This is a genomic window from Desulfosporosinus sp. FKB (genome assembly GCF_002196705.1).
In the GTDB taxonomy this organism is placed as follows: Bacteria; Bacillota; Desulfitobacteriia; order Desulfitobacteriales; family Desulfitobacteriaceae; genus Desulfosporosinus.
Genome location: NZ_NADJ01000039.1, coordinates 175,602 through 190,328, shown reverse-complemented (window position 1 = coordinate 190,328; position 14,727 = coordinate 175,602). Strand labels below are relative to the sequence as shown.

Genomic DNA, 14,727 nt, shown 5'->3' with positions numbered 1-14,727 from the left:
CACTGCGGTTTTGCTTGGATACAGTTAACTATTATCCCAAGGCTTTAGGTTGGGGGCAGGGTCCAAAATTGATTCATATTGTTCTAGATTTCCAAAAGCTCCCTGAGGGTCGAGCTGTTTATAGCGATAATACTTAGCTAAACGGTCTTGTGGTCTGATCCAGCCTAGGTGTTTGACCCGAAGAGGACTATTGGCACCGCGTAATTCAATAATATTTTTGGGAAACCTCCCGCAATGCTGGGGGGTTTCTTGCCACTTCGCTTGAAAACCAGGTACATTACGCAGGATAAAGGGACGATACCAACGATGTGCTTGCCAGTGTGAATCATCTCGGTAGTGAGTTTCTGTCCAAAGGTCATAAAGACGAAAACTATAATAATCAACGTCGTGAGAGTGCTTTAGTAATTCTCGCAGCTGCCTTGGGGCATTTTCCTCAAACATTTCATCCGCATCTAAAATGACAATCCACTCTGGGTTGGTGCTCAGGGCCAGTTCCCAAAGCTGCTTTCGGAGGGAAACTTCGTTATGAAACATTGGTTTCTCATTAGAGTGGAGAATTAAGGGGATTCCCTTGAGGATTTCTTGGCAGAGATGAACAGTATCATCGTCACTTGCATCATCCAAAATAACGGCTTGATCTATATACTCTCTTCCTTGTTGGAGAACTCTTTCTATATGCCGTTCGGATTCATTGCGTATGAGCATGGCCAAAGTGATTTTACCTAAGATAGGATCAATCTGTTGATGGGCGCTTGATTGTGATAATTTGACCGGGGAGGGAGGGCTTTTTTTGTATTCTTGCAACGTCTCCAGCTCGGATTCACGATAAATATGAAAAGGCGGGTAGTGAGTATCGGCATACAACTCAAGGCCTAAGGCGGCAGCTCGAATACAAAAGTGGCGATCTTCGCCGCTCAGCCCTAAATTATAAATTTCTTGAAAGGATACGCCCCGTTCAAGAGCATGTCTGCTTATTAGGGTACAGGCACCTAAACCTCCCACCTTATAAGTTCCGGGGCGGGAAAGCATTTGAATAAAGTTCTGGGTTCTGAGGGCCGCTTCTTCTTCGCCGAGAGCTTCGTTTCTTTCCGAGGAATAAAGCATATATTGATCTCGAAGCCAAACCTGAGGCAGTGGAATTAAGTCGGGGTTCCAACGGGTCCAGAACACTTCAGAAACGATGTCCTTATTTAGTGAAAGGAGATGGACGAGGGTATTGGGATTAAGCCAGAGATCGGAATCAACGAGAAATAGATAATCGAAGCCTTCGTCGAGGGCTAGTTTAAGAAAACGGTCTTTATAGTCTGCAACCTTCCAAATCAGTTCTTCCCGCCAATGATGAGTGGATTCATCACAGTGGTAATCTCCTTGAAGGTCACCAGGATAAATTCGAACGTTGGGATGATCTTGGGCAAATTGGGAGAGCAAACGATGTTCATTGTGGTCATCAAGAAAAACGAAGTAAACCTCTGCATCTGTTATCTTCAACTGTGACAAAGACTCCAGAAATTCTGAGAGGATGTTTGCCTTTTGCTTAACAGGGCTGGCAATGAGAACATGGTGTTTCATCGCAGTTTGTTCCTGCCTTTCCTTCGAGTTAGTATGGTTATACATCAGTTTAAAATCAATGGACTGAGGAGGATCCTGGAGGGCTGAAAGAGTGGTTTTGAGCAGGCTTTTTGCTTGTTCAAGGGTGACAAGTTTGGAAGTTCCTATTTCCAGACATCGTTCTAAGTCTAAGCTTGCTTTCTGATAATTCTTGCCGCAGAAGTAGGCCGTTCCCCTAAGAAAAAGGAAATCCGCATGGTTCGGATACATTATGAGTACCTTGCTTGTAAAACTTAATAACCGAAGGGTATCGTTGAGACGCAAATATCCTAGGGCTACATTTAATAGAACATCTTCAAAATATCCCTCTTGGCCGGTCATGGTTACGAGGGCTTTAGTCATGTATTCCAGACCATCGGCTATAGAATTCTGTTGATAATATTCCAGCCCCAGACAATAGAGAAGAAAGGGGTTTTGGGGATTTTTAAGCAATTCCTTTTCGATAATTTTGCTATTACGGGCAAATTTATTTTTGGCTATCTGCTGATTCCTAAGATATCCAAAATGGAGAACCGTTAGATTAGCTGAGGCTAAGCCCTTGCCCCCGTTCTGCCTTAAGATAGCAGGAGCAACTTGTTCATGAATGGCTCCCTCGAATTGATACTCCAATTTATTTCGGAATAAACGCACCACTTGATCGTCAGATTCCCCCAGCGTCGGTCCAAGGCGATTTTTGATTGTCAGGAAATAGCCTTCAACTTGTGAATTATATAAAAGTCGATAAAAAGATTCCGGGTCAACGACTTGAAAAACCTCGTCGGCATCCAACACTAAAATCCAATCAGAAGAAGCGTTCCTGAGAGCAAAATTCCTGGCGGCAGCGAAATCTTCGGTCCAAACAAAAGGAATCACTCTTGCGCCCCAAGCAAGGGCTATATCGGGAGTGCCATCGTCGCTTCCCGTATCAATCACGATCATCTCGTCTACAAAACTTTGGACACTTTTTAAGGAAGCTGGGAGACAATCTCTTTCATTTTTTACAATCATACAAAGGCTGACAGTTTGCTTAGTGTTCATCTGCCCTCCATCCCATCCCAAAGATTTCAGAAAAACGCTGTTGTAACGTTTCTAGTTTATGAGTATATGTTACGAGCAGAAAATCCGAACCTTCTTCAGAGGATTTCAATAGTGTTTCCAGAGCCTCCCCCCAACTGTTTGCCAAAGGATTACCAGATTTCAAATAGCCTTGACTCTCCTGATAGTGGAGGTAGTCTTTATAAAATTCTTTGAGTAAGGGAATCGTCTCCTGTTCGTGGATTTTAGGCGGGATTGGCACGATGGTCTCGTTATTGATTAAGCGAATCGCCTTAAGGAGAATGTGTGCTTCCCCGCGGGTCAAGGGGGTTTGCCAGAGAGTGATGGCTAAGGATTTAGCCTTTGGGAAATCGCCCAGTAAGATTAAGGCGATAATCGAGAGAGTTTGGGCTGAAGAGAACTTTGCTGAGTTCTGGGATATTTGCTCTGATAATTCCAATCCCTTGTCGAATCTTCCGGAATAAATGCAATATTTGTTGAGATTTAAGCAATAGCGCTCATCGTTAGGGAAGAGATCCTTATGATCATCAAGACAGCGGAAGGCTTCTTCAACATGATTGGCTAGATAGAATAAGTTAGCTGCCGTGAGGCAGAGGAGAGGATTGTCAAGATATCCTTTAATATCGAGATACTGATAACAATCAGCGGGACCTTTTTCCCTGAGCAAGATCAAAAAGAGAGGATAGAGAGGGTAAGGATACCTTGGGTTAGAATCAAGGGCAGCTTTATAGGCCTGCCAGGCCTCGATGGTTCTTCCGAGTTTCTCATAGCAGAAACCCAGATGATAATGAGCTAAGAAACTGTCTGATCCTGCAAGATGGCTGAACAAGGCCTGGGGTGTGCCGCATTGGATGGCATGCTTAAACCACTTAAGGGCCATAAGATATTCTTCCTTCTCTTCAAAGAGAAGGCCGCCAAGATAAAAGAGATCTGTAAAGGTTGGGTAGTTTAGGCTTGCTTCAAGACAAAGTGAAAGAGCCTCGTCCGACTTTCCTGACGTTCTTAAGCACACTATTAGATATTTCAGTGCCGGAGCACGAAAAAGGAGATTTTCGTCGCTAAGGCGGAGATAGGCCTCCTGTAAAAACGGCAGGGCATAGCTTTCCTTTCCGAGCATAAGCCATTCTACTCCAAGGTAATAGTGCAAAAAGGGATTATAAGGGTCATTTTGGAAAGCTTGTAATAATGATCTTAGATTGCGGTTTCGTTTTTGATGCTGAATACGTAAAGGAAGAGGTTTATGCTTCAGAATAGGATTTTGTGCAAGGGCCACTTTTTCTGGATCCGGGATGGAAACCTGTTCATGAATCTTACCGGTGTATTGATAACGGTCAGTGTGTTTGAATAATCTTAGGACAAAGAAGGTATTAAATTCTTCGGTAGAATTAGCAATAGGGTTATGCAAAGGGAGTAAAAATGCTTCTTTATCACCGGCATTATTAATCAGCGAACGGAGGCTGCCGGGTTCACCTTGAATAACTTCGTCGGCATCGAGAGCCAAAATCCAATCTCCAGTAGCTTGTTGAAGAGCAAAGTTCCGGGCAGCGCTAAAATTTCCTTTCCAAGTAAAGGAATAGACAAGGTCTGTATAGTCCCGAGCAATCGTTGCTGTCTGGTCCGTAGAGCCGGTATCAACAATGATAATTTCGTCAACCTCATCTTTAACAGCTTCCAGGCAATCAGCTAGAAGGCGGGCCTCATCTTTCACGATCATTGCTAGACTTATTCTTGAGTTCATAACTGGCCAAGCCTCCCTTTGCTAACTGGGTGAAGACACTATTGCCGGGAAATTTCCGCATAGCCTCTTGATGAATGTTCTGCCAGGAAGCAGTATACAGCTCCATTAAACGAAGATAAGGGCGGGGCGAGTTGGGATCAAGTTGAAGGGCAAATTGGTAATGCCGTTCAGCGTCTTTTAATTTGTTTAGACGGAAATAGACTTCACCCAGCTGAAAATGGGTCTCTGAGGCAGGCTTTTCTTCACAGACCTTCTTTAAAAATGGAAGGGCCTGAATATCTTGCCCGTAGATGATAAAGATTTGGGCTATTTGCAGGGAATATTCGCCTAAACAATCCGGTGCAATCGCACGGAGGAAAAACAAAGCTCCCTCTATTTCCTGCAAAGCAACGAGGCGTTGAAGGATATCAAGCAATAACAACATGCCATCAGCATTGAAGTCTATTTGCGGAGAAGGATCCGATTCGTCTTGAGTTCTTAGAAATAGGGCGAGGACATTTTCTGTATTGTGTTCTAAGCCAAGAGCATGGAGTTCCTTCCACAAGAAACTTACCTTGTGGGGCTTGTCTTGAAGCCAAAAGCAAAATAAGCGATTTAAAAGGGCCAGAGGATAATCAGGGCTTTCTGGAGTAAAATCTTCCAGGAGCCGCAATCCTTCAAAATATCTTCGAGTTTGAAGAAGGCAAATGGCTTTCTTTAGTTTAATTTGGGATAGCGGCAAAGAATCAATTCTTTCAAAATAATGTAAAGCAAGGCTATAAGCTCCCTGCTCGTAATAGAGTTCTCCTATAAGCCGGTTGGCTTCAGGTGTACAAAAATCACAAACCTTTTCCAGACATTCCTTCGCATAATCCGGTTCTTGAGCGGGCTTTAAAATTCGGATGATGCTGTCCAGAGCCTTGGTAAAGTTGGGGTTGTCACGGAGGCAGAGCAGATAATAGTTAAGTGCCTCTTCTTCATCTAAAAATAATTCGGCAAGCTGAGCCAGGCAGTAATAGGAGCGAAATCCTCTAATCCCGCCGAAGGAAGCGTATTGAGGAGGCTGCTCAGGCATAGAAAGGGCTTGAAGAAAGGCATCCCGCGCCTGAGAATAATGGTTGAGGTCTTGCTGAAGAAGTCCGACATAATAGTAAAGGTCAGCATAGTTAGGAAAAAGTTTCAGAGCAATTTCCGCACTGTGCAGAGCTCTCTTCAATTGGCCAGAAGATTGTTGAGCGATTACAAGATAGCGCAAAAGTTTAGGCAGATAAATTGTGTTAGGGTCAATATTTGTGGCTGCCTGAATAAAGATTTGAGCTGCTTCAGCATAACGTTCGGCACGAAACAGTTCTACTCCATAGTGAAATTGCAGTAAAGGATTGGCCGGCTCTTTGGCTAGTTCTTTTTCAATTAAGGAGATGTTGCGCTGTTTTTTATCCTTAACCCGGATAATATCGTCTAAATAGCCATGATGGAGAATTGTAAACTTTTCGGCGATCTGATAGCGGGCTTGAGGGTTTCGCCCTAAAATCACATCGGCTATCTGTTCATGAATGGCTCCGCGAAAACGGTACTCCTGCTTGTTGCGAAAGAGCCGAAAAACCAGATCGGGGACCGTCTCAGTCCACCCTTGTCCTCCCAGGTAATTAATAATTTTTACGAAATAGCCTTCGATGTCTTCCTGTTCAGTCAATTGGCTTAAAACATCTCTGCTGGAAGGAGATATTTCTTCATCGGCATCTAAAAAAAGTATCCAATCTCCGCGGGCATTGTCCAAGGAGAAGTTGCGAGCATCACTAAAATTGTCGTTCCAAAGAAAATGCTGAACGTTAGCACCATATTTTTGAGCTATGTCACAAGTTAAGTCTGTTGAACCAGTGTCAACAACGATGATTTCGTCGACAAGGCCGGATATGCTCCTTAAGCAGCGGCTCAGATTGTCTGCTTCGTTTTTCACAATCATACACAAACTTATTTTATTTGCCATGACATCTCTGCCTTCTTATTTTTTCTCGCTGCAATACTATATGCACTCTAAAAGTGAAACTTTCCGTCGAGAGTGGGAATAGCATATAGTGTGTGATCTGTTAAAAAATGGATTGCACAAGAGAAAGGAAGGGAAAAGACTTTGGCGAACTTTAAAATTTTCCAAGACAACCCTGATCAAGCGAAGGTCAAAATTTATGGGAGTAATAATGCTGCCTTAAACACAGATTCTTCGGGTAATATGACCATTACCTCCACAGGTTTGGCAATTACCCCGCCAACTGGGGGTTTGGCAATTACTCCTCCAACAGATGGTTTGTCAATCACGTCGACGGGATTGGCAATAACGGCCCCGGCCAATGGCCTAACGGTCACAGCACCAGCAACAGGCTTATCTATTACCCCGCCAACTGGGGGGTTGGCAATTACCCCGCCAACTGGGGGTTTGGCAATTACTCCTCCAACAGATGGTTTGTCAATCACGTCGACGGGATTGGCAATAACGGCTCCGGCCAACGGCCTAACGGTCACAGCACCGGCTGCTGGTTTATCCATTACACCACCGACAAATGGTATTCTCGTCACTTCTCCGGGACTCGCTATTGTCAGTGCTACAACGGACGTTTCCTCAACCATTGCTAACATTACGGATACGGCGGGGAGCGGGGACACCACCTACAATGTTTTAGATGTTCGAACGTGGACCTTTGGCGTAGTCAACAATTCCTTAGCAGCTAATGCCCAGGCACTTGTCAATTTGCAAATCAGTCCCGATGGTACAAACTGGTTAACGGACGTAGGAGCAGTGACGATTAATCAAAACTCATTGACCACATTAGTATCATCAGTCTTTCTGAAATATGCCCGCGTATATTATAGTGCTGTCAATGCGGCCAGTGCGGTAACTTTGAATATCTTCTTTCAGGGAAATCTGTAGAAGTACCAATTGATAGGAGTTAAGCATTTACAAGGAGCCCTGATAATTGGGGCTCCTAAACTGTGTCTCAAGGTTTTCTTGCAATAAAAGCTGTAGTAATCACATTAAATAAGCGAATAAGTTTACTTAACAAAGATTATATAATGCTTATGCAAAACTAAATCGTTACGTCTAAACATGAATACTATACTAACAAGGCGATGAAATTCTAAGTTAGGAAGGAGAATTGTAGTCAATAGTTAGTTAAACTCGTGATTTTTTAATAAGGGGGTATTTCTATGGCTCAATCACGATGCTTGAAATGTGGGGGCCAAAAATTTGAAGCTGTTTTTGCCAATAATCTGGAAGGAACGACACGAGCAGTACTCTTTATTCAGTGTGTTGAATGTGGATCAGTTGTAGGAGCGCTTGATTTTCTTAATATTAGTGTAAAAGCTGCACGGGTAAAAAATGATCTTCAAATCACGATAGAGCGATTATTAAGTCGTTTAAATGGCTCATGAGAACAGGAAGATCTAGAAGATGATTATTATATGTAGGAAATAATTATTGTGAGAATGACCGGATGAACTGTTGAATTTCTACATCTAGTTAGGAGGAGATTAATGTGATGAGCACAATTGTTGTAGGACTTTGCTTTATTTTAGTAGTTGCATTAGCTATTATTCTCATAAAATCCCGCAATGGTTATAAGGAAATAGATAAAAAATATGGTAAACCCTACGCTGCGAAAGTAATCAAAATGATTGGCGGTCATCCTGAGTTAAAACAAGGGACAATGGCTATCTCGTTTCATCCAATGGATGCTGTAGCCTTTAACCGTAAAGTTTTCCACTTATCACAGATTAATTCGATAAAAATTATCTCAGAGTTACCTAAACTTCCGAACATTAAAAGAGAGGCTAATGAGAAACCTGTGTTAGACGAGAAATTTCTTTGTATTGTTACTAAAGATGGCATTGATGAACATGAAATAATATTCACTGCGTCATCCGACTTTGAAGTAATTGCAAACACTCTTATGCAGAAATGGAAAAGGTACAATCTTAAAGGGTAGTTGAACGTTGATTTTGAAATTGAGGGAATGCCTTTTTAACGGTAACGAGAAGAGCCCTTAGCACATAGAGTGTAGGGAAACGGAGAGAGGGATTTAATTGCTAAAAGCTAGAAAAGCTTGCACACCTTTTGGACAATTCACATAAATTGGGAGTGAAAGAGATTGAGGGAAGGTGAAAAGTAAATCTAGTGCAATATCCCAAAGATCCTCTTCTAAAATTTAGAAAGGTGGCAGAAAAATGAAAAAGGACATTGATTCCTCAAGTTTAGCCGAAGTTGTAGATCGGATTTTAGAAAAAGGTATTGTAATTGACGCTTATGTGCGTGTTTCTCTCGTTGGGATTGAATTGCTCGCAGTTGATGCTCGTGTAGTAATTGCAAGTGTTAATACTTGGCTGAGATACGCAGCAGCTGTTGGATTAACAGAAATGCACCATGACTTTTAATCTAACGATTTAGAAATCCTTTATGGGAGGGGGAAATGCTCCCTCCCATTCATTTAGCTGCAAAGGGGAAGTAATAATGAGTATGAGTCTTGTTGAATTAGGGCATGTGTTATGTGAGGAATTTGACCAAAGGAAGGATGAATTAGAAACGATTCAAACTGAAATTTGGGCAAAAGTAAAAAACGATAAAGATGAACTTGCTGAACAGAGAAAGGTTGATCAAAGAAATCAGCTGGTGGCCATAAAGCAAGTTTTGGAGAATGCCCAGGAATTGCTTGAAAATTTTGAAGTTGAACGTTCGGACATGATGAAGGTACTGGTGTCAAATTTTAAATTGCAAGTAGAAGAAAGAATGGTATGGGCAAGAGAACGTGAAGAAGAACTCAAAGGTTGGTATAAAGCAGGGGAGTATCTTTTTGGTAAGAAGATAGTCGAAGAAAAAAAAGAACGTAAATTTGGAGAGTATCCGACTAGAAAGCGTATAGGGAGGTAAGGTAATGCCGGATGCATTTATAGAGACAGCATATTTTAAAGATCTAACGAACCGTGCAGTACTCTATCTCCAGGCAGGATATGCTGTTCATTTTTGTGGACCAGCTGGTACAGGAAAGACTTCATTAGCCATGCATATTGCAGAGTTGTTAGGTCGTCCGGTAGTGACTCTCCAGGGTAATGATGAATATAAACCTTCAGATTTAGTGGGCGGAAACTCGGGGATGCGCAGAAGGAAAGTACTCGATAACTATGTTCATTCTGTTTGGAAAGCCGAGGAAGCAATGGATAGTGTTTGGTACGATGGCAGAATTACTCATGCCTGTAGGAATGGGTATACCTTAGTCTATGATGACTTTACTCGTTCTAAACCAGAGACGAATAATGTCCTGCTTGCCGTGTTGCAGGAAAAGACACTTGATTTGTCTACCCTGCAAAAAGGAGAAACAAAATTGAGTGTTCATCCTGATTTTTCGGTGATCTTTACCAGTAACCCGTCAGAATACGCAGGGGTTCATATACTACAAGATGCTTTGAAAGACCGTGTTATAACTATTCCAATAAGAGGATTAGACCGAGAATCGGAAGTAGCCATAGTTTCAGGGCGTTCAGGATTACCCTGGCGCGAAGCGGCAAGGATTGTCGACATCATTCGTGGAATTCGGAGAAATTCAGTCAAGAAACCCAGCATACGGGCAGCTATTATGGTTGCAACAATCCTAGCGACCAGGGGTTTTAAACCTGTGAGCGAAAACCCTGTATTTCTTCAGGTGTTAATGGATGTTATTGGTTCGGAGATTTTCTATGAGAGTGATGATGTTAGCAATAATCAATTGCTAGAACGCATTAGAACTGAATTAGATAAGTATATTTCAGAGGATAGGAAGTGAGAATAATGCATCAATCACCGCCTATTAGACCGAAACTAATTCGGCCGCTAGTTCATGACCATAAACCAAGCTACTTTCAGATGCATGTTTACGATCAGGAACTGCACCGACTCACAGCAGAACGAGGGCAAATAGCTAAGAGGGTTAATATAATTGAGGAAAGAGTTCAGGTTGTTCAAAAAGAGCTGCAAAAGCTTGAGAAGTTTTTGAAAAGAAATAGAGTTTAAGTTTCATGTAGCTATACTAATTTGTCATGATTTCTGCCCCCAGATAATATATATGAGTTAGGCAAGGTTGGGAGGGGGTCAGAGTATGGCATTGATCAAAAGCGTAGAGTCGACTAATTTAACGGAGGTCATTGACCGAATTCTTGACAAGGGGATTGTTATTGATGCCTTTGTTAGAATTTCTTTAGTAGGAATTGAACTCATCACCATTGAAGCGCGCATTGTCATCGCTTCAGTGGATACCTATCTGAAATACGCTTCCGCCATTGGGCTAACCCTAGCTGACTCTTCCATAATGAAATATTGAAGGAGGAGCTAAAGCATGGATATCCACAAATTAGTTAGTGATGTCAAAGATTTCTTTCAGGATGTTTTAGAAAAAGAAGCTCATGTTATTGGCGTAAAGCGTTATGAAGATACCTGGTTAGTTCAAGTTGAAACAATCGAGGATTCCGAGTACCAGCGGCGCCGGGCTCTGGACGATGTTGTTGGGATTTATGAGGTCGAAGTAAGTATTAACTTAGAGATTTTAGGATACAAGAGGGTTAGTTTAAGAGAAAGAGATCAACTCACTAATATGAATTCTGAAGATTATTAAGTCGTGTCGTGACATGACTTTCTTTTTTAGAATTCATCGTTTAGAAATTGAGTGCCGCGAGAAGTGAATGTTTTTGTTGAGCCTGGTGCAGATGAGTTTTAAGGAGTGGAGAATTTGTATTATGCCTACGGAATTATCCGAGTAAATTCCGAAAACGCCGAACTATTAACATCTGCCTTTAAGCAAGAGAAAATTTGCCTTGTCGCAGAGGGAGAGCTAGGGCTCTTGTGTGCTGAGATTAATGATGAATCAATAACCATGGTAACAAGGGAAAGTATGAGTCGTTATACGGAAGTATTGTGTCACGTGATAAAGTATATGACAGTAATTCCCTTACGCTTCGGAACACTATTTTATAAAGAAGAAGAAATCCGAGAAATCCTTCGCAAGGATAAAAAGGGTTATCTGAAACTGTTGGCACATTTAGAAAACAAAATAGAAGTAGAACTCAAAGTATGGTGGAAAAAAGAGAGTTTCCAAGAGACAATGCTGAAAAACAAGCGTTTGGCTCGCTGGAAAAATGAATTGGAACGGGGAAAGGGTCAGGGCTATGATGTTGTGGAATTTGGAAAGGCTATTATGGAAACCGCAGATTATGAACGTAAGGAATTGGAAAAATCATTTCTTGCAGCGCTGCGACCATTGGCAGTTGAGTGGGTAATCAAAGAGCCAATGGATGAATTTCAAGCTTTTGATGGCGTGTATTTAATAGATCGTGCCAAAGAGGATGCATTTGATCAAGCTGTAGGTAAGCTTTACGCAATCTACTCGGAAACCATGATTTTCAAATATACTGGCCCGTGGGCTCCGCATCACTTTGTGAATGCTAAATAACGGCATTTCGAATTTCTATCGATAGAAGGTGAATGAAATGTTTCGGTTTCCGATATGGGCAATAAAACAGGTGATTGAACAAGCACAAGCTGAGTATTATAGTCCCGAAGCAATTCGGCGAGAGCTTAGTCAACGTCAGTATATGTTGGAAAATCATGAAATCACCTTAGAAGAATATCGGGAATACGAAAAACGACTCTTTGAACGTTTAGTGGAAGGGAGAGAAAGAGGGATTGAAGAATGAAATGGTCCCTTGAAGAGTGGGAAAGTAGTATCGAAAAACTTGTGAATCAGTGTGCAGAAAAGGTGCTTGAAGAACTAGAAGAAGTTATTATGGCGCGGTTAAGAGAGAACGGTGAAGCAGTAGTAGCTCAGGGCTTTTTAAAATCGAAACCCTTGTCATCAGCCGTCAATAGCGTCCAGTATCAAGTGCCTCAGGATAACAAGGATGAGCTTTTGTACGCTATTGGCATTACAAAGACTCTTGAAAAACCGATTTCACTGTTTGGCATGGAGGACAGGCCATGTCATCTTATTGAAAGCGGCAATCTAAGTATGATTGTTTGCCCGGTATCCCGAGAAGAATACAGTGAAGAATCAATTCACAACCATATGGAGGATATGGTCTGGGTTGAGAGCCAGGCGCGTCGCCATGAAGAAATTATATTGAAAACAATGGAAGATAGGACGGTCATTCCTCTTCCTTTCTGTACGATTTATAGGAATGTCGATAACGTTAAACAACAACTTACGGTGAATGCCGAGAAAATAGAAAATGATCTGAATCATCTGGAGAATCATTATGAAATGCAAGTTAAGGTTTTAGTTAATAGTCAACAGTTGTTGGTAAAACTTCATAATGACCTTCCCTATTCAGGCGACCAAAATGGTGGGGGGTATTTTCAAAAACTCCAATGGGAGAAAAAGCTTAAGGCAGAAATGGAACAAATGATGAATGATTATGGAGAATCGTTTTATCAAGACCTAAACAGCATTTCGACAGAAAGCATCCTCTTAGAAAAATCTGAGGTAGCAGTTCAAGACAATTATTTGCTTGTATTTGCTGCGCATTATTTGATTTCTAAGGAACATTGCCAAGAATGGGATACAAAACTTAACGCATTTGATGAATTGACCGATTCTTTAGGTTTTATGGTTGAGGTATCCGGCCCCTGGCCTGCCTATCATTTTTCAAGGCTAAACAATGAGGGGGAAATAGCAGGTGGGTGATATTGCAAATACAAAAGAAGTTACTCTGCTTGAAGTCGTTGAAAAATTGCTGGATAAAGGGGTTGTAATTTCAGGAGATTTAATTCTTAGCTGTGGGAATGTTGATTTGGTTTATTTGAATTTGAAGCTCGTTCTTACTTCCGTTCAAACTATGCTTGAAGGTAGTCATCAGAAGAAAGATGTGTCGTTATGAAGAAACTTTATCTTTTGGCGTTCACTCGCCATGGTGCAGATTTACCATGTGAAGCACCATTGTGGGTAAAATGTACAACAGTAGGCGAGTATAGTGTCCTTTGGTGTAATTCGCCTAAGGAGACGTTTAGCTCTAAACGAGATTTTCTATATGCGATGCTACAATGGTATGAAAGAATCAATGAGTTGAATTTGACCATATTGCCAATTCAGGCGGGTGTTATAACTTTCAGTGAGATCAATTTAATCGAACTGTTGAACAAATATGCAAAAGAACTTGAAGCTTGTTTCGCCAAAGTTGATGGCTGTTCTGAGTATTGCTTAATTTTAGCACATAAGGAACGAGACTCAGCTCAGTTCCCTAATCTTCCAGACAAGGAAAATGTGCAAAGTGGAAAGGAGTACCTTAATCGGTTGAGAGTCAGGCATGAGTTTTTGGCCAGAGAAGTAGCACGGACTCGAGAACTAGTTGAGGATTTACGTTCATCGTTAACTCCTTTGATCAAAGACTCATGGTTTGAGGTTCCTAAAACTATTGAGTCAGGAATTAATTTGAGCTTCTTAGTGCCTAATTCCCTTAGAGGAGTGTTTATTCATAAATTAGAATCACTTGCTGATAATTGTGATTGGACTATCGATTATTCAGGTCCTTGGCCTCCTTTTCATTTTAGCTCACTGTCCTTAAAATCTGAAAAATACCTGATACGTGAATCATCCCAGTGGGTAAATAGGGAGGTGATTTCATGATTGAAAATGATGAAGCTGGTGATAAGATAGCCGAAAGTTTAAGCAGTTTCGAAGAAGGCAGCAATATTGGGCGTGTTAATGCTAATGAAGGTAATCCAGATCAAGGATTGGCAAAATTGGTACTTACGGTCGTGGAACTGTTGAGAAGAGTTATGGAACACGAAGCTTTGCGGCGTATTGAAGGCGGAACTTTGACTGATGAGGAAATCGAAGAGATGGGTCAAACTTTTTTAAAATTGGATGACAAAATGATTGAAATGCGTGAGATATTTGGTTTAAAGGAAAGTGATCTTAATTTAGATCTGGGTCCTCTGGGTAATTTAATGTAGAGAGGAAAGAAGGGGAAGTGGTTTGGCAATTCAACACTCCAATAACAGCAGTAGCTTGGGCGATCTCTTAGAACGAATTTTGGATAAAGGGATTGTCATTGCTGGAGATATTAAAATATCTTTAGCAGATGTTGAACTGTTGAACATAAAAATTCGTTTGCTTGTAGCCTCAGTCGATAAAGCCAAAGAAATGGGCATCGATTGGTGGGCACATGATCCATATCTTTCATCGAGGGCTAGAGCGCAAGAACCTGCAGCTTTGGAATCTGTTGCGCCTGCGCAAATTGCTTTACAGAATGAGGAGAGCGTGGGAAATCCTGCTGAGGTATTAGAGAATGATGCAACTATTAAGCGGCCAAGATATCGTACTTAACTTTTAAGATGGGGCTGTACCAGAACTTGT

At 41.6% G+C, this 14,727-nt stretch carries 19 protein-coding genes; 16 read left to right on the top strand and 3 right to left on the bottom strand.

The features are described 5' to 3' along the window. Window positions 1–24 precede the first annotated feature (24 nt). Genes B5Y67_RS26395 through B5Y67_RS19550 form a run of 3 tightly spaced genes read right to left on the bottom strand, consistent with a single transcriptional unit; the run spans window position 25 to window position 6,347 of the window. A complete protein-coding gene (locus tag B5Y67_RS26395) occupies window positions 25–2,625 on the bottom strand; it encodes a glycosyltransferase (protein WP_088228094.1) in 2,601 nt (866 codons plus the stop codon). Beyond that, a complete protein-coding gene (locus tag B5Y67_RS19555) occupies window positions 2,615–4,381 on the bottom strand; it encodes a TPR domain-containing glycosyltransferase (protein WP_088228093.1) in 1,767 nt (588 codons plus the stop codon). Before B5Y67_RS19555 ends, B5Y67_RS26395 begins: the two co-directional genes overlap by 11 nt. Next, entirely contained in the window at window positions 4,341–6,347 is a 2,007-nt protein-coding gene (locus B5Y67_RS19550; protein ID WP_088228092.1) for a TPR domain-containing glycosyltransferase, read from the bottom strand. Before B5Y67_RS19550 ends, B5Y67_RS19555 begins: the two co-directional genes overlap by 41 nt. Before the next feature lie 141 nt (window positions 6,348–6,488). On the opposite strand from B5Y67_RS19550, the gene B5Y67_RS19545 reads away from it, so the two are divergent. From B5Y67_RS19545 to B5Y67_RS19470, 16 genes are all read left to right on the top strand, one after another. Further along, window positions 6,489–7,283: a DUF6385 domain-containing protein gene (locus B5Y67_RS19545; RefSeq protein WP_088228091.1), complete on the top strand. Its 795-nt coding sequence runs from the start codon at window positions 6,489–6,491 to the stop codon at window positions 7,281–7,283. A 278-nt stretch (window positions 7,284–7,561) separates the two neighbouring features. Continuing rightward, window positions 7,562–7,786 carry a hypothetical protein gene (locus B5Y67_RS19540; RefSeq protein WP_088228090.1) on the top strand — a complete coding sequence of 75 codons (225 nt, stop codon included), beginning with the start codon at window positions 7,562–7,564 and terminating at the stop codon, window positions 7,784–7,786. A gap of 104 nt (window positions 7,787–7,890) precedes the next feature. Beyond that, window positions 7,891–8,340, top strand: coding sequence for a hypothetical protein (locus B5Y67_RS19535; protein WP_088228089.1), 450 nt, complete (start codon window positions 7,891–7,893; stop codon window positions 8,338–8,340). 238 nt (window positions 8,341–8,578) lie between these two features. Further along, window positions 8,579–8,785, top strand: coding sequence for a gas vesicle protein GvpJ (gene gvpJ, locus B5Y67_RS19530; RefSeq protein ID WP_047808695.1), 207 nt, complete (start codon window positions 8,579–8,581; stop codon window positions 8,783–8,785). Window positions 8,786–8,861: 76 nt separating this feature from the next. After that, on the top strand, window positions 8,862–9,278 hold the full coding sequence (locus B5Y67_RS19525; protein ID WP_088228088.1) for a hypothetical protein: 417 nt from the start codon (window positions 8,862–8,864) through the stop codon (window positions 9,276–9,278). Between the two features lie 4 nt (window positions 9,279–9,282). Then, on the top strand, window positions 9,283–10,167 hold the full coding sequence (gene gvpN, locus B5Y67_RS19520; RefSeq protein WP_088228087.1) for a gas vesicle protein GvpN: 885 nt from the start codon (window positions 9,283–9,285) through the stop codon (window positions 10,165–10,167). A gap of 5 nt (window positions 10,168–10,172) precedes the next feature. Beyond that, window positions 10,173–10,394, top strand: a complete 222-nt coding sequence (locus B5Y67_RS19515; protein WP_088228086.1) for a hypothetical protein — start codon at window positions 10,173–10,175, stop codon at window positions 10,392–10,394. A gap of 85 nt (window positions 10,395–10,479) precedes the next feature. Then, window positions 10,480–10,701, top strand: a complete 222-nt coding sequence (gene gvpJ, locus B5Y67_RS19510) for a gas vesicle protein GvpJ (protein ID WP_088228085.1) — start codon at window positions 10,480–10,482, stop codon at window positions 10,699–10,701. 15 nt (window positions 10,702–10,716) lie between these two features. After that, complete coding sequence (gvpO, locus tag B5Y67_RS19505; protein ID WP_088228084.1) at window positions 10,717–10,992, top strand: gas vesicle protein GvpO; 276 nt, start codon at window positions 10,717–10,719, stop codon at window positions 10,990–10,992. Window positions 10,993–11,106: 114 nt separating this feature from the next. Next, a complete protein-coding gene (locus tag B5Y67_RS19500) occupies window positions 11,107–11,826 on the top strand; it encodes a GvpL/GvpF family gas vesicle protein (RefSeq protein ID WP_170932752.1) in 720 nt (239 codons plus the stop codon). A 37-nt stretch (window positions 11,827–11,863) separates the two neighbouring features. Next, window positions 11,864–12,070, top strand: a complete 207-nt coding sequence (locus B5Y67_RS19495) for a gas vesicle protein GvpG (protein WP_088228082.1) — start codon at window positions 11,864–11,866, stop codon at window positions 12,068–12,070. Then, on the top strand, window positions 12,067–13,056 hold the full coding sequence (locus B5Y67_RS19490) for a GvpL/GvpF family gas vesicle protein (protein ID WP_088228081.1): 990 nt from the start codon (window positions 12,067–12,069) through the stop codon (window positions 13,054–13,056). The genes B5Y67_RS19495 and B5Y67_RS19490 overlap by 4 nt, the downstream gene beginning before the upstream one ends. After that, a complete protein-coding gene (locus B5Y67_RS19485; RefSeq protein ID WP_088228080.1) occupies window positions 13,049–13,249 on the top strand; it encodes a gas vesicle protein in 201 nt (66 codons plus the stop codon). The genes B5Y67_RS19490 and B5Y67_RS19485 overlap by 8 nt, the downstream gene beginning before the upstream one ends. Further along, a complete protein-coding gene (locus tag B5Y67_RS19480) occupies window positions 13,246–13,995 on the top strand; it encodes a GvpL/GvpF family gas vesicle protein (protein WP_088228079.1) in 750 nt (249 codons plus the stop codon). Before B5Y67_RS19485 ends, B5Y67_RS19480 begins: the two co-directional genes overlap by 4 nt. Then, window positions 13,992–14,324, top strand: coding sequence for a gas vesicle protein K (locus B5Y67_RS19475; RefSeq protein ID WP_088228078.1), 333 nt, complete (start codon window positions 13,992–13,994; stop codon window positions 14,322–14,324). Before B5Y67_RS19480 ends, B5Y67_RS19475 begins: the two co-directional genes overlap by 4 nt. Window positions 14,325–14,346: 22 nt before the next feature. After that, window positions 14,347–14,697: a gas vesicle protein gene (locus B5Y67_RS19470; RefSeq protein WP_088228077.1), complete on the top strand. Its 351-nt coding sequence runs from the start codon at window positions 14,347–14,349 to the stop codon at window positions 14,695–14,697. Window positions 14,698–14,727 lie beyond the last annotated feature (30 nt).